General features: G+C 75.3%; 18 protein-coding genes. 6 read left to right on the forward strand and 12 right to left on the reverse strand.

What is annotated here, in order from left to right:
* Together ABD994_RS09225 and ABD994_RS09230 are read right to left on the reverse strand one after the other, a co-directional pair.
* A complete protein-coding gene (locus ABD994_RS09225) occupies positions 1-468 on the reverse strand; it encodes a GtrA family protein (protein WP_345413292.1) in 468 nt (155 codons plus the stop codon).
* Between the two features lie 75 nt (positions 469-543).
* Positions 544-1,338, reverse strand: a complete 795-nt coding sequence (locus tag ABD994_RS09230) for a GH12 family glycosyl hydrolase domain-containing protein (RefSeq protein WP_345413294.1) — start codon at positions 1,336-1,338, stop codon at positions 544-546.
* Between the two features lie 156 nt (positions 1,339-1,494).
* On the opposite strand from ABD994_RS09230, the gene gndA reads away from it, so the two are divergent.
* Positions 1,495-2,934: an NADP-dependent phosphogluconate dehydrogenase gene (gene gndA / locus ABD994_RS09235; RefSeq protein WP_345413296.1), complete on the forward strand. Its 1,440-nt coding sequence runs from the start codon at positions 1,495-1,497 to the stop codon at positions 2,932-2,934.
* Positions 2,935-2,955: 21 nt separating this feature from the next.
* On the opposite strand, the gene ABD994_RS09240 is transcribed toward gndA, so the two are convergent.
* The 4 genes from ABD994_RS09240 to ABD994_RS09255 form a co-directional block, all read right to left on the reverse strand.
* Positions 2,956-4,161, reverse strand: a complete 1,206-nt coding sequence (locus ABD994_RS09240; protein WP_345413298.1) for an FAD-dependent monooxygenase — start codon at positions 4,159-4,161, stop codon at positions 2,956-2,958.
* Between the two features lie 32 nt (positions 4,162-4,193).
* Positions 4,194-4,865 (reverse strand): DedA family protein, encoded by a 672-nt coding sequence (locus ABD994_RS09245; protein WP_345413300.1) that lies wholly within the window; start codon positions 4,863-4,865, stop codon positions 4,194-4,196.
* Between the two features lie 49 nt (positions 4,866-4,914).
* Complete coding sequence (gene typA / locus ABD994_RS09250) at positions 4,915-6,825, reverse strand: translational GTPase TypA (protein ID WP_345413302.1); 1,911 nt, start codon at positions 6,823-6,825, stop codon at positions 4,915-4,917.
* Positions 6,826-6,995: 170 nt separating this feature from the next.
* Complete coding sequence (locus ABD994_RS09255) at positions 6,996-7,970, reverse strand: FAD-dependent oxidoreductase (RefSeq protein WP_345413304.1); 975 nt, start codon at positions 7,968-7,970, stop codon at positions 6,996-6,998.
* A gap of 80 nt (positions 7,971-8,050) precedes the next feature.
* Here ABD994_RS09255 and ABD994_RS09260 point away from each other — a divergent pair, with 80 nt between their 5' ends.
* Positions 8,051-8,254: a hypothetical protein gene (locus ABD994_RS09260; RefSeq protein ID WP_345413307.1), complete on the forward strand. Its 204-nt coding sequence runs from the start codon at positions 8,051-8,053 to the stop codon at positions 8,252-8,254.
* A 90-nt stretch (positions 8,255-8,344) separates the two neighbouring features.
* On the opposite strand, the gene ABD994_RS09265 is transcribed toward ABD994_RS09260, so the two are convergent.
* Complete coding sequence (locus tag ABD994_RS09265; protein WP_425550044.1) at positions 8,345-9,214, reverse strand: SCO6745 family protein; 870 nt, start codon at positions 9,212-9,214, stop codon at positions 8,345-8,347.
* A 67-nt stretch (positions 9,215-9,281) separates the two neighbouring features.
* On the opposite strand from ABD994_RS09265, the gene ABD994_RS09270 reads away from it, so the two are divergent.
* Both ABD994_RS09270 and ABD994_RS09275 read left to right on the forward strand, forming a co-directional pair.
* Entirely contained in the window at positions 9,282-10,112 is an 831-nt protein-coding gene (locus ABD994_RS09270) for an esterase/lipase family protein (RefSeq protein WP_345413309.1), read from the forward strand.
* Between the two features lie 66 nt (positions 10,113-10,178).
* Positions 10,179-11,852 (forward strand): sensor histidine kinase, encoded by a 1,674-nt coding sequence (locus tag ABD994_RS09275; RefSeq protein ID WP_345413311.1) that lies wholly within the window; start codon positions 10,179-10,181, stop codon positions 11,850-11,852.
* Here ABD994_RS09275 and ABD994_RS09280 read toward each other — a convergent pair.
* The 5 genes from ABD994_RS09280 to ABD994_RS09300 form a co-directional block, all read right to left on the reverse strand.
* Positions 11,795-12,238, reverse strand: coding sequence for a response regulator (locus ABD994_RS09280; protein WP_345413313.1), 444 nt, complete (start codon positions 12,236-12,238; stop codon positions 11,795-11,797). The genes ABD994_RS09275 and ABD994_RS09280 overlap by 58 nt on opposite strands.
* Before the next feature lie 86 nt (positions 12,239-12,324).
* Positions 12,325-13,335, reverse strand: a complete 1,011-nt coding sequence (locus ABD994_RS09285; protein ID WP_345413315.1) for an ABC transporter permease — start codon at positions 13,333-13,335, stop codon at positions 12,325-12,327.
* The gene (locus ABD994_RS09290) at positions 13,332-14,312 is read right to left on the reverse strand and encodes an ABC transporter ATP-binding protein (protein WP_345413317.1); all 981 of its coding nucleotides are present in this window, start codon (positions 14,310-14,312) and stop codon (positions 13,332-13,334) included. Before ABD994_RS09290 ends, ABD994_RS09285 begins: the two co-directional genes overlap by 4 nt.
* A gap of 47 nt (positions 14,313-14,359) precedes the next feature.
* The gene (locus ABD994_RS09295) at positions 14,360-15,505 is read right to left on the reverse strand and encodes a serine/threonine-protein kinase (protein ID WP_345413320.1); all 1,146 of its coding nucleotides are present in this window, start codon (positions 15,503-15,505) and stop codon (positions 14,360-14,362) included.
* 78 nt (positions 15,506-15,583) lie between these two features.
* Positions 15,584-16,633, reverse strand: a complete 1,050-nt coding sequence (locus ABD994_RS09300; protein ID WP_345413323.1) for a TerC family protein — start codon at positions 16,631-16,633, stop codon at positions 15,584-15,586.
* Positions 16,634-16,914: 281 nt separating this feature from the next.
* Here ABD994_RS09300 and ABD994_RS09305 point away from each other — a divergent pair, with 281 nt between their 5' ends.
* Together ABD994_RS09305 and ABD994_RS09310 are read left to right on the forward strand one after the other, a co-directional pair.
* Positions 16,915-19,821, forward strand: coding sequence for an alpha/beta fold hydrolase (locus ABD994_RS09305; RefSeq protein WP_345413327.1), 2,907 nt, complete (start codon positions 16,915-16,917; stop codon positions 19,819-19,821).
* Positions 19,818-20,654 carry an ABC transporter permease gene (locus ABD994_RS09310; RefSeq protein ID WP_345413330.1) on the forward strand — a complete coding sequence of 279 codons (837 nt, stop codon included), beginning with the start codon at positions 19,818-19,820 and terminating at the stop codon, positions 20,652-20,654. The genes ABD994_RS09305 and ABD994_RS09310 overlap by 4 nt, the downstream gene beginning before the upstream one ends.
* Position 20,655 lies beyond the last annotated feature (1 nt).

The raw sequence follows: 20,655 nt of genomic DNA on the forward strand, positions 1-20,655 counted from the left end.
TCACGTCCGGGTCCGGGCTCCGGCCCGCCCGAACACGATCCACCGCATGGCGCCGTACATGAACGCCGCCTCGCACACGCCCGCGGCGAGGCGGGCCGGCTGGTAGGGCACGCCGACGTGCGCCAGCGCGTGCGTGACGCCCAACACGATCCCGGCGTAGTTCACGGCCACGACCGCGACGTAGATGCCGACCTGGGCGCCCACCGGCCGCTCGGGGTCGAAGTTCAGCCACCGGTTGAGCACGAACGACAGGGCGAACGCCGTCGCGTAGGCGACCGTCACCCCCAGCCACAGCGGCAGGCGCGCGCCGTCGACCAGCAGGGAGAGCAGCAGCAGGTCGACCGCGAACGTGGACCCGTTGACCACGCCGAAGCCGAGCAGGCTCGGCGCGACGACCCGCCGCAGCGGCCCGGGGAGCACGCCGGCGACGGCCGCGCACGTCCGGCGGAAGCGGTCCCGCGCCCTCACGCGCCCATCAGACCGGTCCGGCGCCGACCGCCGTGCGGGATCCGGCGGCCGCGGGGTGGCGGTCCGGTGAACTCTCTACTGCCCGTTGCGCGTGACGGAGAACGTCGACGTCCGCAGGCCGGTGCCGCCGGTCCAGGGCTCGAAGCCGGCCTGGACGCTCGTGAGGTACCAGGCGGGCTTGACCACACCGACCCGGACGGCCTCGCGGGCGAAGTCGGTCAGCGGCAGGTTCGCCACCGACGTCACCGGCACCTTGCGCACGAACGAGATCACCGGCAGGTCGATCCGCCCGTACCAGACCTCCCAGCGGGCGCCGGCCAGCGTGATCTCGTAGCGCTTCGTGCCGATCGGCTGCACCCACGAGGTGCGGTTGAGCCAGACCATCATCTCGGCCCCGGTGTTGCGGCCGGCCTGGGTGGCGCTCGGGTCGAACCAGATGTCGTAGGCGGTGTTGTACTGCTGCGTCCCGCCCGTGGTGGGCCGCGACGTCGTCCAGGTCGAGCGCAGGGTGCCGAGGTCGGAGACCCGCCGGGGGAACGGGCTGCGCGCCGTGCAGTAGCCGTAGACGCAACCGCGGTAGACCGACGGGTAGCCCGCCGGGCCGGTGGTGTTGACGTGCCGGGCGGTGTCCACGGTGAAGCCGACCCCGCTCGCGGCGGCGGTGACGCACTGCTCGGTGCTCGCGCCCCAGCGGTTGTTCTGCACGACGTAGGTCGCCCCGGCCAGCGGGAACGACCCGAACTGGTCGCAGGTCCGCGCGGGTGGCGCGACCGGGGCGGCGGCCCCGCTGCCGGTGACCGCCAGCAGCCCCGTCGCGATCAGGGCGGCGCTCAGGACACCGATCCACCACCGTCGTCCCGTGCCCGCCACGCACGTCCCCCGATCACCCGGGAGCACCGTCCGTGACCCCGTCGTGACACAACGCGGAAGGCCCGCGGAGGGTGCGACACGGACGGGTGCGACGCGCCGAGTGGATCACGTCCCGGTACTGGTGTCGGGGGCGGTCGGGTGGGCACTCTGCACCGCGTGAGTGCAAAAGCCGAGATCGGCGTCAGCGGCCTGGCCACGATGGGGCGCAACCTCGCCCGCAACCTCGCCCGGCACGGGCACGTCGTGGCGGTGCACAACCGCAGCGCGCAGCGCATGCGGGACCTGGTGGAGAACTTCTCCGACGAGGGCACGTTCGTCGGGGCCGAGTCGGCGCAGGACTTCGTGGACGCCCTCGAGCGGCCCCGCCGGATCGTGCTGATGGTCCCCGCGGGCGCCGCCACCGACGCCGTGATCGACGAGTTCGTCCCGCTGCTCGAGCAGGGCGACGTGATCATCGACGCCGGCAACGCCCACTTCCTCGACACGCGCCGCCGCGAGAAGGCCCTGTCGGAGAAGGGCCTGAACTTCGTCGGGATGGGCGTGTCCGGCGGCGAGGAGGGCGCCCTCAACGGGCCGTCGATCATGCCGGGCGGACCCAAGGAGGCCTACGACGCGCTCGGCCCGCTGCTCGAGGACATCGCGGCGAAGGTCGACGGTGAGCCCTGCTGCACCCACATCGGCGCCGACGGCGCGGGCCACTTCGTCAAGATGGTCCACAACGGCATCGAGTACGCCGACATGCAGCTCATCGCCGAGGCCTACGACCTGCTGCGCAAGGGGCTCGGCCTCGACCCGGCGGCGATCGCCGACACGTTCCGCCAGTGGAACCAGGGCCGTCTCGACTCCTACCTCATCGAGATCACCACCGAGGTGCTCTCCCACGTCGACGCCGACAGCGGCAAGCCGTTCGTCGACGTCGTCGCCGACGAGGCCGAGCAGAAGGGCACCGGGCGCTGGACGGTGCAGAACGCCCTGGAGCTGGGCGTGCCGGTCACCGGCATCGGCGAGGCCGTCTTCGCCCGCTCGCTGTCGGGCAACCGCGCGCTGCGCGACGCCGCCCGCGGCCTGCCCGGCACGTCCGGCGCGGTGCTCGAGGGCGCGGCCGCCGAGGGCTTCGCCGACGACATCGAGCAGGCCCTCTACGCCTCGAAGATCGTCGCCTACGCCCAGGGCTTCAACCAGATCCAGGCCGGCGCCGCGGAGTACGACTGGTCGATCGACCTCGGCCACGTGGCCGCGATCTGGCGCGGCGGCTGCATCATCCGCGCCCGGTTCCTCGACGAGATCACGGCGGCCTACCGCCGGGACCCGGCGCTGCCGACGCTGCTGACCGACACCTCGTTCTCCGAGGCCCTCGCCGGCGCCCAGGACTCCTGGCGCCGCGTGGTGTCCGTCGCCGCCCAGCTCGGCATCCCGTCGCCGGGCTTCTCCTCGGCGCTCGCCTACTACGACGCCCTCCGCGCCGACCGCCTGCCGGCCGCCCTGATCCAGGGCCAGCGCGACTTCTTCGGCGCGCACACCTACCGGCGCACCGACCGCGAGGGCACCTTCCACACGCTCTGGGCCGAGGACGGGCGCCCGCAGGAGCAGCGCTGACGACCCGTCACCGGCCCGGGCTCACCGGCTGGGCACCGCGGCCGGCACGGGGTAGTCGGGCAGCTCGACCGCGTCGGCCGGCGGGCGGAACAGCCGCGAGGTGAGGGCGCCGAGCCGGCGCTGGACGCCCGCCGCCACGCGGAAGGCGCCGTTGTTGACGGCCAGCGCGGCGCGCGAGGACGGGTTGACCCAGCGGATCGTCGAGGGCCGGATATCCTGGGCCTTCGCGACGAACGGCCGCATGACCTGCTCGTAGCGCTCGAGGGCGACCCGGTGGTCGGCGTGCGCCTCCAGCTCGCCCGCGAGGACGTGCGCGCCGGTCAGCGCCAGCGTGGTGCCGGTGCCGAACGGGCCGGTCGCCCACGCGGCGTCGCCGAGCAGCACGCGGCGTCCCGTGCTCCAGCGCGGGAGACGCACCTGCGCGACGGCGTCCAGGTACATCGGGGCGTCGTCGAGCGCGTCGAGGACGCGCGCCGCCTGCCAGCCGGCGTCGGCGAAGGTGCGGCGCAGGATCATCACCTGGTCGGGCCGCTCGAGCCGCTCGAGCCCCCGCACGTCGGTGAGGAAGCTCAGCATCGCGCGGGTCGTGCCGTGGTTGTCGGGCCGCAGGCTGATCCCCAGCGTGCGCTCGGTGTGGTACCAGTTCCACCAGCGGTCGTCGTCCGGCGTGCGCGGGATCGTGAGGTAGGCGATCACGAGGCCCAGCTCGGTCGTCTCGACCTCCGGCACCACCAGCTCCCGGGTCCTCGACCGGGTGCCCTCGGCGACCACCACGAGGTCGGCGTCGATCCGCTCCCCGTTCGCGAGGGTGGCCGTGACGTGGTCGCCGTGGTCGTCGAGGTCGCGGATCCGCTCCTCGAAGCGGTAGTCGGTGCGGTCCGCGGTGCGCTCGTAGAGCAGGCGCGACAGCTCCCCGCGCAGAATCTCCAGCTCGGCGGTGGGGCCGTCGATGTCGTTCTCGCCCGCCGGGAACTCGGCGACGGTCGCGCCCCCCGCCCCGATGATGCGCAGGCCGACCTCCGTCGTCCCGGCGGCGAGCGCGGCGTCCTCCAGCCCCATCCGGCGCAGCACCACGCGCCCCGCACCGCGGACGTCGATGTTCTGCCCCTCGTCGCGCAGCGCCGGCGCCCGCTCGACGATCGTGGTGCGCCAGCCCCGGGCGTCGAGCTCGTGCGCCAGGGCCGGGCCGCCGATGCTCGCGCCGGAGATCAGTGCGTGGCGTGTCATGCCGGAGAGGTACCCCCGCGGACCGAGGCCGCTCAGCGGCCCGGGCGCTCGATCACCTCCGTGGGGGCGTTCATGACCCGCACGCGCTCCCGGTGGCGCCGGTAGCGCTTGACGAGCATGAACGCGACGAGCGCGACGAGCAGCACCAGCACGACGACCTGGAACACCCCGGAGTACCGCTCGACGAGGTACCAGCGCGTGCCGAGCGCGTAGCCCCCGTAGACGAACACGGTGTTCCAGATCAGGCTGCCCAGCGCCGTGAGCAGCCCGAACTCCCACCAGCGCATGCGCCGGGCGCCCGCGGGCAGCGAGACGAGGCTGCGGATGCCGGGCACCATGCGGCCGAGGAAGACGGCCCAGCGGCCGTGGCGGTCGAACCACGCCTCGGCCCGCCGGACGTCCTCGAGGTGCACCATCGGGATCCGCGACAGCGCCTGCCGCACGCGGTGCTCCGGCGCGAGCATGCCGACGAGGTAGAGCGCGATCGCCCCGACCACCGAGCCGCCGGTGGTCCAGGCGATCGCCGAGAGCACCGAGAACTCGCCGCGGCCGGCGGCGAACCCCGCGAGCGGCAGGATGACCTCGCTGGGGATGGGCGGGAACACGTTCTCGAGCGCGACGATGATCCCCGCGCCCGGCGCCCCGAAGGACGCCATCAGGTCGGTCGCCCAGCCGGCGAGCCCTCCCCCGGCCGTCAGCAGCATGATCGGTCAACGGACGGCGGGCGCCGCCGGGTTCCCGATGTGTCGGGTATCAGCCGTTCTGGCGCGCGCGGTTGCGCGCCTTGTGCCGCTCCTGGGCATCCAGGATGACCTTGCGGATCCGCACCGCGCCCGGCGTCACCTCGACGCACTCGTCCTCCGAGCAGAACTCCAGCGACTGCTCGAGGGAGAGGATGCGCGGCGGGGTCAGCCGCTCGAGGACGTCCTGCGAGGACTGGCGCATGTTGGTCAGCTTCTTCTCGCGGACGATGTTGACCTCCATGTCCTCCGAGCGGGAGTTCTCGCCGACGACCATGCCCGCGTAGACCGGGGTGGTCGGCCCGACGAAGAGGTCGCCGCGGTCGGCGAGCAGGCCGACGGCGTGGCCGGTGACGGCGCCGGCGCGGTCGGCGATGAGCGAGCCCGAGATGCGGGCGCGCAGCTCGCCGACCCAAGGGCCGTAGCCGTCGAAGAGCTGGTTGGCGATGCCGGTGCCGCGGGTCTCGGTGAGGAACTCGGTGCGGAAGCCGATGAGCCCGCGCGACGGCACGCGGAACTCCATGCGGACCTGCCCCGACGGCGAGTGCGCCATCTCGAGCATCTCGCCCTTGCGGGCCGCGAGGAGCTGGGTGACCGCGCCCAGGTGCTCCTCGGGCACGTCGACCGACAGGCGCTCGAACGGCTCGTGGACCTTGCCGTCGACGACCCGGGTGACGACCTCGGGCTTGCCGACGGTCAGCTCGAAGCCCTCGCGGCGCATCTGCTCGACGAGGATGGCCAGCGCGAGCTCGCCGCGGCCCTGCACCTCCCAGGCGTCGGGGCGCTCGGTGGGCAGCACGCGCATCGAGACGTTGCCGACGAGCTCCGCGTCGAGCCGGTTCTTCACCAGGCGCGCCGTGAGCTTCGTGCCGGGCTTGGGGTCGCGTCCGGCCAGCGGCGACGTGTTGATGCCGATGGTCATGGCGATCGCGGGCTCGTCGACGGTGATGCGCGGCAGCGGGCGCGGGTCCTCGGGGTCGGCGAGCGTGTCGCCGATCGTGACCTCGGCGATGCCGGCCACGGCGACGATGTCACCGGCGTCGGCGTACTCGGTGGAGACCCGCTCGAGGGCCTCGGTGCGCAGCAGCTCGGTGACCTTGACGCGCGTCACCGACCCGTCCTCGCGGCACCAGCCGACCTGCTGGCCGCGACGGATGCGCCCGGAGCGCACGCGGCACAGGGCGATGCGGCCGAGGTAGGCCGACGCGTCGAGGTTGGTGACGTGGGCCTGCAGCGGGCCGTCGAGGTCGTCGGTCGGGGCCGGGACCTGGCGGTCGAGGATCGTGAACAGCGGCGCGAGGTCCGGGGTGTCGGGCACCTCGCCGTCGGCCGGGCGCTCCAGCGACGCGCGGCCGGCGCGGGCGCTGGCGTAGACGACCGGCAGGTCGAGCAGGCCCGCGACGACGTCGTCGTCGAGCCCGAGGTCGGTGGCCAGCTCGAGGAGCAGCTCGAGCGACTCGTCGACGACCTCGGCGCAGCGCGCGTCGGCGCGGTCGGTCTTGTTGACCACCAGGATCACCGGCAGGTGCGCGGCCAGGGCCTTGCGCAGCACGAACCGCGTCTGGGGCAGCGGGCCCTCGCTGGCGTCGACCAGCAGCACGACCCCGTCGACCATCGACAGGCCGCGCTCGACCTCGCCGCCGAAGTCGGCGTGGCCGGGGGTGTCGATGATGTTGTAGGTGATCCCGTCGCGGTGGATCGCGGTGTTCTTCGCGAGGATCGTGATCCCCTTCTCGCGCTCCAGGTCGCCGGAGTCCATGACCCGGTCGACCGGCTCGGTGCGCGCGGAGAAGGCACCCGACTGCCGCAGCATGGCGTCGACGAGCGTCGTCTTGCCGTGGTCGACGTGCGCGACGATGGCGACGTTGCGCAGGTCGGCGCGCCCGGAGGCGGACTCGGAACGCTCGGGGGCGGTGACGGACACGCAGGAACTCCAGCTGAGAGACGGGTGCGGCGACTCCAGGTTACGGGGGGTGATCCCCGACGCCCCGCCGCGGGGCGATGGCGTGCACCACGCCGGCGGGGTCGCGCCGCTGACGGGACAACGTCCCGTCACCCGCCGGCATTCCGCGGGCCACCCTGGTCAGCTCCCGGTCAGCTGCTGGTCAGCCCCAGGACCGCCGCGGTGAGCTGCTCACCGATCCGCGGCGCGAGCTTGGCGAGGTTGTCCCCCCAGACGGCGTGCACGGCCCCGGCGCGGGCGGTGTGCACCCCGTCGCCCGCGCCCCGCATCGGGGTGCAGCGCAGCTCCTCGACCGGTGTCGGGTCGAGCTGCGGGAGGTGGCGCCGGACGTGGTCGACGACGGCGGCGCGCGAGCGGCGGGCGACCTCGTCCGCGCCGAGCTCCCAGGCGGTGTCGGCGTCGGGCAGGTGCCCGCCGACCGCCCAGTGCCCGGTCCGGGTGCGGTGCTGGTAGGTGCTCGTGAGCGGCCCGTCCTCCCGGCCGTCCCCCCAGCCGTCGAGGTGGCAGGGGCGGTCGGCGGGCCCGGCGAACGTGAAGCGGGTGTGGTGCTCCAGCCCGGCCGGCACGTCGATCCCGAGCGGTGCGACGAGGGCGGGCGTGCCGGCCCCGGCGGCCACGACGACGGCGTCGGCGTCGGCGTCGATCGGGCCGCCGGCGGTGTGCACGGTGGCGTCGGCGTCGACCCCGGCGACCCTGACCTGCTCCGGTCCGACCGCGGCGACGAGGAACGCCCCCGCCGCGGCGAGGTCGAGCACCCCGCCCGCGGGGTCGTGCAGCACGCCGTCGACCACCCGATGGATCGCCCCCGCCGCCGTCATGGCCTCCGACCATGCCGGCACGCGCGGCCCGCTGACGATCACGCGGTCGCCGCCGACGAACGTGCGGCCGGCCGTCATCGACCAGTCGTCCCACAGCTCCGAGGCGCGCCGGGCCGCGGCGACGAGGTCCGGGTCGCCGTGCGCCACCCGGAAGATCCTCGTGTCACCGGCGGAGCGCGCCCCCATCGGCGCGCCCACGTCGAGGCAGCGCACCGTGGCGCCCGCCCCGACGAGCGTGTACGCCGTCGCCAGCCCGACGATCCCCGCCCCGACCACCGTGACCCGCACGTGCACCCCTCCCGACCCCGAGACCGGGATCAGGGTGCACCCCGATCCGCGGCGGCGCCGACCGGCGCAGCATCGAGGTCATGAAGATCGTGGTGTGGATCCTGGCCGGCATCGGCGCGCTCGTGGTGCTCGGCGGCGTGGTGCTGCCGCTGGTGCACTGGCTGCTCGGCTCGCTGCTGTGGGTGGTGCCGGCGGCCCTCGTCGTCGGCGGCGGCATCTGGCTCGCGCGCCGCGGCCGGCGCGAGGGGCTCGACGCCTCCGGGCGGCCGCAGCAGGTCCGCTGAGCGCGGTTCGTGGTGATCAGCAGGCCGAAACGCACCTCGTGGACGTCTCCGCCGGTGTCCCTCGACCTGGTGATCACGGGACCCCGGGCGTCAGCCCTTCGACGCGCGGGGCGAGCCCGGCGCGAAGACGCCCTCGATGGCGAAGGCCGGCAGCACGGCCTTCGACAACGGTCGCGAGACCTCGGCGAGGCGGGCCATCCCCTCGGCGCCGAGGTGGCGCCAGGGGCCGAGCGACATCCGCGTCGTGTGGTCCTCGATCTCGGCCCGCAGGGCGGCACCGGCCTCGGTGAGCCCGCCGTCGCCGTCGACCAGACCGCGCTCGACGAGGGCCGCGGACGCCGCGGACCACTGCTCGGGCGACCAGCCGCGGCTCTGCTGGGCGAACCCGACCGTGAAGCCCTTGCCGGTGGCGACGTGCGTGACCAGCGCCTCGATGCCCGCGAGCCCCGCCGAGGACAGGGCGTGGAGGTGGGCGTCGCCGCGGTGCTCGCGCAGCAGCGTCACGGCGTGCCAGAGCTGGAGGTGGGGCTCGTCGGGCCAGGGCAGGTCGGCGTGCGCGGCGTAGAGCGGGCGGTCCTCGACCGCGGCGCCGTCGCAGGCCTTGCGGGCCAGGTCCGCGGCCTCGCGCGTCGCGGCCGAGGAGACGTCGTCGCCCAGCAGGCGCCGCAGCGCCGCGTCGGCCGCACGCAGCCGGGCGTTGAGGACGTCGGCGGGCGCGGCGAGCGACCAGACGCCCGGCACCGACCGCGCGACGAGCGCCGGGTTGAAGTTGAAGAACGTCGCCGCGACGACGCCGGGCCCGACCGCCCCCATCGGCGCCGACCGCTGCGCGAAGTACTGGTCGCGGTTGCGGGTGATCCCGACCTCGGCCAGCTCCGCGGCCGTCTCCGGCACGAAGTAGATCATCGAGTGGATCGGCTCGAGACGCCCGACGATGCGGGCGGCCTCGGCGGTGTCGATGGCGGTGTCGGTCGGTGCGGCCACGGCGACACCGTGCCACGACACGGGTGACGGCACACTGGGAGCCATGGGGATCTGGCCCGAGCGGGCACCGCTCGGTGGCCTCGCCCCGCGACGGCGGGCGTTCGTGCTCGTGCTCCTCGCGGTCGCCGCGGTGCTGGCGCTGCTCGTCGGCCTGGCCGTGGCCCGCCAGTACCGCGTCCCCCCACCGGCGGACCCCGCCGTCCCGGGCGCCGTGGTCCTCGTACCCGGCTACGGCGGCAACCGGGCCGCGTTCATCGCGCTCACCGACCGGCTGCGCGCCGACGGCCGCCGGGCCGTGATCGTCGAGCTGCCCTCGGGCGGCACCGGCGACCTCGTCACCCAGGCGGCGACGATCGACGACACCGTCCGCGGCCTGCTCGACGAGGGCGCGCCGTCGGTGGACGTCGTGGGCTACTCGGCCGGCGGGGTGGCGACGCGGGTGTACCTCGACCGCGAGCGCACCGCCCCGGCCGTGCGGCGGGTGGTGACGCTCGGCTCGCCGCTGCGGGGCGCCGAGCTCGCCGCGGCGGGCGGCGCGCTCGTCCCCGGCGCGTGCCCGCGGGCCTGCCAGCAGCTCGCGCCCGGCAGCGCGCTGCTCAGCGGCCTCACCACGGCACCGCCCGGGCTGCCGTGGCTCTCGCTGTGGACCGCCGACGACGAGACGGTGACCCCGCCGGAGTCCGCCGAGCTCCCGGGCACCGACGCCGTGCGCCTGCAGGACGTCTGCAGCGACGCGACCATCCCCCACTCCCGCCTGCCGATCGACCCGCTCGCGGTCGGGCTCGTGCTCCGCGCCCTGGGCACCGGGCCCCTGCCCACGGCCGATCCGACGCAGTGCGACGAGCTGCGCACGGAGGGTGCGCAGGGCTCGTGACCTACCGCCTGGTCATCTGACGAACGGCGGCTGCCGGGCGGTGCGTGCGCCGGACACGATGGGCGGATGCCCGTGCTCGCCGCCCTCGGGCCCGCGGTCGACCGCCTGCCGGTGACGGCCCGCCACGGCGTGGTGTTCCTCGTCGCGGGGCTCGGCTACACGGCCGGGTCGGTCACCGCCATGTCGTGGTTCGACCCGAACGGGCTCGGCCCGTCGTTCTTCCCCGCGGCCGGGTGGACGGTGGCGCTGCTGTGCGTGCTCGGTCGGCGGTGGTGGCCCGCCGTGCTCCTCGCCGCGGCCGTCGCGGAGGTCGCGATCGACCTCGCGACCGGGCTGGGCATCCTCGCCGCCGTCGGCTACGCCGTGGCGAACACCGTCGAGCCGGCGCTCGGGGCGGTGCTGGCGCGCGCCGTCGCCCGCGGGCGACCCGATCTGAGCCGCCTGCGCGACCTGCGCGGCTTCCTCCTCGGCGCGGTCCTCGCCGCGCCGCTCGTCGGCGGCGTCGTGGGCGCGCTCGTCGCGGCGCTCGCCGGCGGCGACCGGCCCTGGTACCTGTTCGTCGCCCGGTGGTGGCTCGGCGACGGGCTCGCCGTGCTGGTGGTCGGCACGGCGGTCATCACCGTCCTCACGCTGCCCTGGACGCGGCGCACCGTGGTGGCCACCGCCGCCGCGACCGTCGCCGCCGTCGCCGTCACGGCCGCCCTGTTCTGGTCCCAGACGCTGGTCCTGGTCTTCCTCCCGACGCTCCTGCTGATCTGGGTCGCGCTGCGGCTCGGCGTCGGCGCGGTGGCGGTGGTCGGCCTGGGCACCGCCCTGACCGCGGCACAGGGCGAGGCCGAGGGCCTCGGCTTCTCCGCGACGCTCGGCGTCGCGCCGGGGGTCAGCCACGTCTACCTGCAGATGCTGCTCGCGGTGCTGCTCCTGACGATGCTGCTGCTCGCGGTGCAGGTCGACGAGCAGGTACGGGCGGAGGTCGCGGCCGGGGTCGCGGCCCGCCGCGGCGACGACCTCGCCGCCTGGAACGCGGAGCTCGCCCGCAGCAACGCCGAGCTCGACACGTTCGCCTACGCCGCCTCCCACGACCTCAAGGAGCCGTTGCGCGCGATCGCCCAGACCGCGGGGTTCGTGCTGGAGGACGCCCCCGAGCTCGACGCGGAGTCGATGCGGCGCCTCCGGACGATCTGCCTGCTCGCGGTGCGCATGGACGAGCTGCTCGAGTCGCTGCTGCGCTACTCGCAGGTGGGTCGCGGCGAGCTGGACCCCGTCGTCGTGGACCTCGAGGGCGTCCTCGACGAGGTCGCCGCCGTCGTCGCCGAGCGCTGCCGCGCCGCGGGCGTGGAGCTGCGCCGCGACGGACGCCTGCCGGCGGTGCGGGGCGACCGGGTGCAGCTGGGCGAGGTGCTGACCAACCTCGTCGTCAACGCCGTCAAGTACGCCGCCGACGGGCCCCGCTGGGTCGAGGTGGGCCTCGGCCCGCTCCCGGACGACGCGGGCGAGGACGACTGCGCGGTCTACGTCCGCGACAACGGCGTCGGCATCCCGCCCGAGCGCCGCGACCAGGTGTTCGCCCCGTTCCAGCGCCTGCACCCGGGGCGGGCCGACGGCATCGGGATGGGCCTGGCGATCAGCCGGCGGATCGTCGAGCGCCACGGCGGGCGGATCGGGCTGGAGTCCGTCGAGGGTCAGGGCAGCTCGTTCTGGTTCACGCTGCCGTGCTCGGTGAGGGTCCCGAGCCAGTAGGCGAAGACGCCGCGCAGCACGGCCTGGAACGCCGGCAGGTCGACCGGCTTGACGACGTAGGTGTTGGCCCCCGCCCGGTAGCAGGCCTCGACGTCGCGCGGGTGCGTGGAGGACGTCAGCACGACCACCGGCAGCCCGTCGAGCGGCGCCCGCCGCCGGACCGTCGAGAGCACCCCGTGCCCGTCGAGGCCCGGCACGTTGAGGTCGAGCAGCACGAGGTCGGGCAGCTCGGCGCCCGTGTCGGCGAGCCGTTGCAGGGCGGCGGTGCCGTCGCCGACCGCCTCGAGGCGCGCGCGGGGGAACGACCTCGCGAGCGTGCGGCCGACGGCCTCGACGTCCTGCGGGGAGTCCTCGACGAGGAGCACGAGCGCGTCGGGTGCTGGCACAAGAGCCCTCACGGTGCGTGAACGGTTCGGGTGTCAGGGAACCGTAGTCACGCCCGCACGTTCCCTCTACCGGCCGACCGGCGGTATCAGCTCGTGACATCCTTGGTGGCGAAGTTGGCCCAGGCGGCGAGCATCAGGACCACGACGTAGCCCGCCTGGAGCCACAGGCCCGCCGTGATGTCGCGCAGGAAGATCGGGTCGCGGAAGAAGTCGATCCAGGCGAGCCAGTACCGCGTCGGCAGGTAGGGGGTCACCGACGAGGCGGCGTCGAGGCTGACCAGCACCTGGCTCGTGATCAGCGCCGCGAGCGCTCCCAGCGTCGCGCCGAGGGACGAGGCCGTGACCGTGGAGAGGAACAGCGCGATCGCCGCCACCCCGAGCATCGACACCGTCACGTAGCCCATCGCGCCCAGCAGGCGCGCCGCGAGGTCGGCCGGGGAGAGCGCCTCACCCGAGAGCGAGGACACCGACGACCGGGCGCGCTCCCGGGCCGCCTGGTCGTCCGCGGCCGCCGTCGTGTCCCCCGTGTCGGCGTCGGGGGCCTGGGCCGCGCCGCCGACCTGGCCGCCGGCCGTCGGCTGCTGCTGGGCGGTCCCGCCACCGGCCGGGCCGGTGCCGGCGACGGCGTCGTCGCCCCCGGTGACCTCGGGCAGCGCGCGCACCACCGCCACCGGGTCGCCCGCGCCGAACAGCGACACCCCGACCACGTACGAGCTGCCGGCCACGGCCAGCACCGCGGCGACCACGAACACGACGACGGCGACGAGCTTCGCCAGCAGGAGCGACGTCCGGCGGACCGGGCGCACGAGCAGGTAGCGCAGCGTGCCCTGCGACGACTCCCCCGCCACCGCGTCGCCGGCCACCACGGCCACCGCCACCGGCAGGAAGATCGGCAGGACCAGGGCCAGCGCCGCCGCCGGGTACAGCGAGCCCGACTGCAGCACCGCCGACAGGAACGCCGCCCCCTGGCCCGGCGGCGGCGAGATGCGGGTCGTCGCCAGGAACACCGCCACGATCGCGGGCAGCAGGCACAGCAGCCCGACCGCCACCCACGTGCGCGGGCGCCGGGCGAGCTTGATCAGCTCCACGCGGATCACCGGCGGCTCCGGCGCTGCGTGTCGGCCATCGACCTGCCAGCTCCCCTATCGGCGTGCTCCCTCGAACGCTGCGTGTCAGAGCCCGGGCCCGTCAGGTCCACCACCACGTCCTCCAGGCTGCGCCGCTGCTCGACGAGCCCGTCGAGGGGCACGCCGTGCTCGACGAGGTGGCGCGCGAGCGCGGGCGGGCCGCCGGGGGCGCCGTCGACGACGAGCGTGTGGTCGTGCCGCTCCGCGACCGCCCGGCCCAGCACGCGGGCCGCGGCATCGGGGTCGGGGGTGCGCACGACGAGCCGCCCGGTGGGCCCGCGGACGGCGTCGAGGTCGTCCTCGAGCACGAGACGTCCCCGGTCGACGACGCCGACGGTCGTGCACAGCGCCTCGATCTCGGCGAGCAGGTGGCTGGAGAGGAAGACGGTGGTGCCGGCGTCGTTGAGCTCGTGCAGCAGGTCGCGCACCTCGCGGATGCCGTGGGGGTCGAGGCCGTTGGTGGGCTCGTCGAGCACGAGCAGGCGCGGGCGGTTGAGCAGGGCACCGGCCAGCCCGAGGCGCTGGCGCATGCCCAGCGAGTAGGCCCGCACCGGGCGGCGGTCGATCGCCCCGAGCCCGACCCGCTCGAGGACTTCCTCGACGCGGTCGCGCCGCCGCCGGCCGTCGCGGTCACGGCGTGGCCCGGACGCGTCGAGCAGCGCGAGGTTGGCCCGGCCCGACAGGTGCGGGTACGCCGCCGGGCCCTCCACCATCGCGCCGATCTCCGGCAGCACCTCGGCCACCCGCGCCGGCACCGGCCGCCCGAGCACCTCGATCTCGCCGCGCGTGGCGTAGACGAGGCCGAGGAGCATCCGGACCATCGTCGTCTTGCCCGAGCCGTTGGGGCCGAGGAAGCCGTAGCGGGCGCCCTCGGCCACGTGCAGGTCGACGTCGTCGACCGCGACGTGCGACCCGTACCGCTTCGTCACGCCACGCGTCTCGATCACCAGGCGGCCCTCGATGGGTCGAGCTCCGCTCCGCTTCGTCTCCCGGCTCACGTCCGGCCCCCCGCCAGCAGGTCCGCCGCGCCCGCGTCGATCGCGGTGGCGGGCACGAGACCGGCCAGGGCCCAGGCCCGGGCGCCGTCCCCGCTGCGGATCACGGCCAGGCGCAGCAGCGGCGTCTCGAGCGCGGCGCCCTGCCCGTCGACGGTCAGGGTCCGGCCCGCGCCGGCGCGGCCGATGCCGTCGAGCAGGCTCCCGGCGAGGTCGGGCGGCAGCGGGACGGCGATGAGCTGGCCGAGCGTCGTGCCGTACTGGCCCAGTGCCGGGAAGCGCCGCTCGGGCGGCTCGCGGTCGCGCCCGGCGACGCTGGCGGGCAGCGTCGAGCCGTCGCCGCGGCCGAGGACGCCGAACAGGTCCGAGGTGGGACTGCGGGTGACCCCCGCGCCCGGCCCGCGGCGGGGCTCGAGGGCGGCGGGGTCGGGCGGGCCCTGCTCGAGCTCGGCGAACGCGGTGCTGATCAGCGGCTCCGCGACCCCCTTGGCCCGCACCTCCACGGCGACCGGCAGCCCCGTGGCCGGGTCGGCCCACACGTCGAGCGCCCCGACCGTCGTCCCCGGGTCGGTCACGGTGACGCGGACGCCGGCGGCGTCGACGCCCGCGACCCGGCGCGACGGCAGTTCGGTGGCGGGGTCCGACGGGGCGGTGCCGGACAGCAGCCGGCGGGCGAGGTCCGGCGGCAGCAGGTCGTCGGGGCGGGGCAGGCGCACCTCCGGGTCACGGGCCACGAGCGTCAGCAGTTCGGCGCCGTAGTCCCACACCGCCTGGCCGCGCGGGGTGGTGTAGCGGTCACGCTCCCCCACCGCCGACAGCACGTCGGTGCGGGCACTGTCCGGTGCGGCGTACCACCCGCGCAGGCGGGTCACGCCCGAGAGCAGCGTCGTGAGGTCCGAGAGCGCCGCGATGCGGGGCAGGCCGAGCCCGGCGCGGGCCTCGGCGTAGCCCGTCCAGGGCCGGTCGGCGGAGGCGGCCACGAGGTCGCGCAGCTGCACCGGGTCGGCGCGGGCGTCCCCGGGCCGGGACGCGAGCAGGGCCGGGACGCCGACGAGCAGCGCGGCGACGACGGCCACGACGACCCACCGCCACGGGCCCCGCGCGCTGCGCCACCGGCGCAGCAGTTCTCCCGACCGTCCCGCCACCGCGCTACCGACTCCCCTCGAGACCCGACGTCGAGACTGCCACCGAACCGGGCGGCCGGTGGCTCCGCCGTGAGGGCGTCAGGACCCGGCCGACGGGGTGGTCGCGGCCGGGTGGTCCTCCCGGCCCAGCGCACTGGGCTGCGCGGACCGGGCGTCCACCCGGGCCCGGACGAGGCTGGCGACGGTCGTGACGATCAGCACACCGACGATCACGGCGAGGGAGACCTGGATGCTGATCACCGGCACGTCCACCGGCCGGCCACCGTTCAGGAACGGGAGCGTGTTGGTGTGCAGCGCCTCGAGGACGAGCTTGACGCCGATGAAGGCGAGGATGACCCCGAGGCCCCACGAGAGGTAGACGAGCTTCGCGAGCAGGCCGCCCAGCAGGAAGTAGAGCTGGCGCAGCCCCATGAGCGCGAAGACGTTCGCGGTGAACACGATGTACGGGTCGCGGGTGAGCCCGAAGATCGCCGGGATCGAGTCCAGGGCGAAGAGCAGGTCGGTGGTCCCGATCGCCAGCATCACCAGCAGCATCGGCGTCACGAACCACCGCAGCCGCCCGCCGTCGGTGCGGCGGCGCACCACCGAGCGGGTGCCCACGTAGTCGTCGGTCATCGGCAGCACGCGGCGCAGCAGGCGCAGGACGGCGTTCTCGCGGAACTCCTCGTCCTCGCCCCCGCCGGTGACGACCTTGACCGCCGTGAGCACGAGGAACGCGCCGAACAGGTAGAACACCCAGCTGAAGCGCGCGACGACGGCCGCCCCGGCGAGGATGAACCCGCCGCGCAGGACCAGCGCGATGAGGATCCCGAAGAGCAGCACGCGGTGCTGGTGCACCCGCGGGACGGCGAACGCGCCCATGATCAGCAGGAAGACGAAGAGGTTGTCGACCGACAGCGAGTACTCGAGCACGTAGCCGGCGATGAACTCCGTCGCCCGCGCCTGGCCCGCGACCAGCATCAGCCCGGCCGCGAACAGCGCCGCCAGCCCGACGTACACCGCGACCCAGCGGGCCGCCTCGCGCACACCCACCTCGTGCGGCCGCCGGCCGACGATCGCGAGGTCGAGGGCCAGGACGGCCAGCAGGGCGACGATCGTCACGACCCACACCCAGAAGGGCACGGACATCCGAGGGCTCCGATCTCCGGCGGGCAGGACTGACCACCGGAGGTCTCTCCCGCCGCCCGACCGGGCGACCGGCGGCCCCGGGCGCCGAGACCGACCACGCCGGTCCGACGGCCGTGCTGACGAGGCCGACGTCTGGGGATACTCCCCTCCGCCACGCAGTGTGTCACTGCGGTGAACGCGCTGCGACGGCGCCCCGGGTGGCGCGGAGCACGCCGGTTGCTCACCACCGGTTCACGACCGGCACAGGTCGTCGCGGGATAGCGTGCCGGGGTGATGGTCCGGTGATCCGCTGCCCGCTCCGGGTCCTCGGGGTCGTGCTCTCCGTCGCGCTGCTCGGGGTCGTGACGGTCGCCGCCGCGCCCGCCCCCGGCGGCACGGTGCAGCGCCAGGACCTGCGCATCGAGGTCCGCGACGGTCCCGCCCGCGACCAGCCCCAGAGCCTCGACGCCACCCTGTGGCTCCCGGGAACCACCGCGCCGGCCCCGGCGGTGCTCGTCGCGCACGGCTTCGGCGGCAGCAAGGACTCGGTGGCCGCCGAGGCCCGCGGCTGGGCCGAGCGCGGCTACGTCGCGCTGGCGTGGTCGGCGCGCGGGTTCGGGGCGAGCACCGGGCAGATCGCGCTGAACTCGCCGGACTACGAGGTCGCCGACGCCCAGCAGCTGATCGACTGGCTCGCCGGACGCCCGGAGGTGCGCCAGGACGCACCCGGCGACCCGCGCGTCGGCGTCACGGGGGCGTCGTACGGCGGGGCGCTGGCGCTGCTGCTCGCCGGCACCGACCGCCGCGTCGACGCCACCATCCCGATCATCACCTGGAACGACCTGGGCCAGGCACTCTTCCCCAACCGTGCGGGCCCCGACCCGGCGACCACGCCCGCCGCGAGCGCCGCCGCCCCCGACGGGGTGTTCAAGCGCGCCTGGGCATCCCTGTTCTTCGGTAGCGGCTCGCGTCCGGCGCCGGGCCAGGAGGGCGCGCCGCCGGACGTGTGCGGGCGGTTCCTGCCCGAGGTCTGCGCGGGCTACACCGCGGCGGTCACCACCGGTCGCGAGCCCGCGGACCTCGCGAGCTTCTTCACCCGCGCCTCGCCGGCCTCGGTCGCGGGGCGGATCACCGCGCCGACGCTGCTGGTGCAGGGCGAGCGGGACACGCTCTTCGGGCTCGACCAGGCCGACGCCACCGCCCGGCAGATCGCCGCGGGCGGCGGCACGGTGGCCGTGAGCTGGTTCGCCGGCGGCCACGACGGCGGCGACCCGGACCGGCGCACCACCGAGCGGATGCAGGCGTGGTTCGACCACCACCTCGCCGGCACCGCGCCCGACCCCGGCACGGCGTTCACCTACGTCGTCCCGTCCGGCGTGCAGGCCCGCAGCGCCCCGACCCAGCGCACGGTCACCGCCAGCACCTACCCGGGTCTGGACGGCGGGCCGGGCGCCCCACGCACGGCGCTGCCGCTGCGCGGCGACGCGCAGGACGTCGTGGCGCCCGCGGGCGGGGCCCCCGCGGCGATCTCCTCGGTGCCGGGGCTCACGGGGCTGGCCGGGGCGGCCGGCGGCGGGTCCGACTCCGGTTCCGATTCGGACTCCGACTCGGGTGGCTCCGGGGGCGGCTCGGGTGGTGGCGGCGGCGGTGCCGGTGGTGGCGGTGGTGCCGGCGGTGGTGCCGGCGGCGGCGCGGGAGCGCTGCTCGGCCGGCTCGCGTCCGACCTGCCCGGCCAGGCGGCGACGTTCACCACCGATCCCCTCCCGGCGCGCACCGTGATCGCGGGGGCGCCCCAGGTGCGGCTCACGGTGTCGGCGGTACCGGGCCGCCCGGGCGGTCAGCCGGTGCTGTTCGCGAAGGTCTACGACGTCGCGCCCGGCGACGGCGGGCCGGGGTCGCGCACGCTCCTGGGCAACGCCGTCTCCCCCGTCCGGCTCGCCGGGCCCGGCGAGACCGCCATCAGCCTCCCGGCCGTCGTGGCGACGCTCGCCGCCGGCCACCGGCTCGAGGTCGCGGTGTCCACCACCGACCAGGCCTTCGCCGCGGCCACCCAGCCGGCGGTCTACCGCGTCGCACTGGCGGGCGACGGCGCACTCGCCGTCCCGACCGTGCTGGGCGACGTCCGCAGCGGAACCTCGGTGCCGCTCGCCCCGCTGCTCACCGCGGCCATCCTGCTGGTCGGGGTGCTCGTGGCGTGGCTCGTCGCGCGGGTGCTCGCCGCGCGGCGCCGCCGGCGCGACCTCGAGCCCGGCGGGACCCTCGCGCTCGAGGAGGGCCTGGCGGACACACCGCTCGTGGTCCGCGGGCTGTCGAAGAGCTGGCCGAGCGGGCTCGTGGCCGTCGACGACGTCTCCTTCACCGTGGAGCGCGGCCAGGTCCTGGGGCTGCTCGGGCCGAACGGCGCCGGGAAGACGACGACCCTGCGGATGCTGCTCGGTCTCATCGCCCCCACGGCGGGCGAGCTGCGGGTGTTCGGCCGCCGCGTGGTGGCCGGGTCGCCGGTGCTCGGGCGCGTCGGTGCGTTCGTCGAGGGCGCGGGGTTCCTCCCGCACCTCACCGGGCGCGACAACCTCGAGCTGTACTGGGCCGCCACGGGCCGGCCGGCCGCGGAGGCGCACCTGGAGGAGGCCCTCGAGATCGCCGGGCTCGGCACGGCGGTCGAGCGGACCGTGCGCACCTACAGCCAGGGCATGCGCCAGCGTCTGGCGATCGCCCAGGCGATGCTCGGCCTGCCCGACCTGCTCGTGCTCGACGAGCCCACCAACGGCCTCGACCCGCCGCAGATCCACGCGATGCGGGAGGTGCTGCGGGGTTACGCGCGATCGGGCGACAAGACGGTCCTCGTGTCCAGCCACCTGCTCGCCGAGGTGGAGCAGACCTGCGACCACGTCGTCGTCATGCACCACGGCCGCGTCGTGGCCACCGGCGAGGTCGCCGAGCTGGTGGCGGGCGGCCAGGTCGCGGTCAGCGTCGACGCCGACCGCCGCGACGAGGCCGTCACCGTCCTGCGCGGGCGCAACGGCGTCCGCGAGGTCGCTGCCGACCCGTCCGACGCGGACGTCGTCATCGTCGACCTCGGCGGCGTCGACCGGGCGCAGGTGGTGCGGACGCTCGTCGAGGCCGGGTTCGAGGTGCGCGGTGTCGGACCCCGGCGCCGGCTCGAGGACGCGTTCCTGGCGCTGATCGGCGAGGAGGGGACCCGGTCGTGAGCACCGCCCTGGAACAGCCTCGGACCCTGCCGGTCCGGGTCGAGCTCGCCCGCCAGTGGCGGCGCCGGCGCACGCAGGTGACGCTCGGGCTGTTCGCCCTGCTGCCGGTGATCCTCTGGATCGCCTTCTCGGTCGGCGACGACCCGCAGCAGGGCGCGGCGGCCACCAGCCTCACCGACCTCGCCCAGGCGTCGGGCCCGAACTTCGCGGTGTTCGCCGTGTTCGCGTCGGCCAGCTTCCTGTTCGTCGTGGTGGTGGCGCTGTTCTTCGGCGACACCGTCGCCAGCGAGGCCTCGTGGTCGTCGTTGCGCTACCTGCTCGCGATCCCGGTGCCGCGCGTGCGCCTGCTGCGCCAGAAGACGATCGTGGCCGCGCTGCTGTCGCTGGCGACGCTCGTGGTGCTGCCGCTCGTGGCCGTGGTGCTGGGCACGATCGTCTACGGGGCGGGCGACTACCTCTCCCCCACCGGGGAGTCGCTGCCCTACGGCACCGCGCTGGTGCGGATCGCCCTGGCCGTCGCCTACCTCGCGATCCACCTGCTGTGGGTGGCCGGCGTGGCGACGCTCTTCTCGGTGCTCACCGACGCCCCGCTCGGCGCGGTCGGCGGCGCGGTGCTGGTGTCGATCCTGTCCCAGATCCTCGACACCGTCGACGCCCTGGGCTCGCTGCGCAACCTGCTCCCGACCCACGACGTGTTCGCCTTCGCCGACCTGCTCACCCTCGACGTCGACGGCACCGACCTCGCCCGCGGCGTGCTGTCCGCCCTGGTGTGGTGCATCGCCTTCGGCGCGACCGCGATCTGGTGGTTCCGGCGCAAGGACATCACCAGCTAGC

The sequence above is a fragment of the Actinomycetospora chlora genome (assembly GCF_039542135.1).
Classification (GTDB): Bacteria; Actinomycetota; Actinomycetes; order Mycobacteriales; family Pseudonocardiaceae; genus Actinomycetospora; species Actinomycetospora chlora.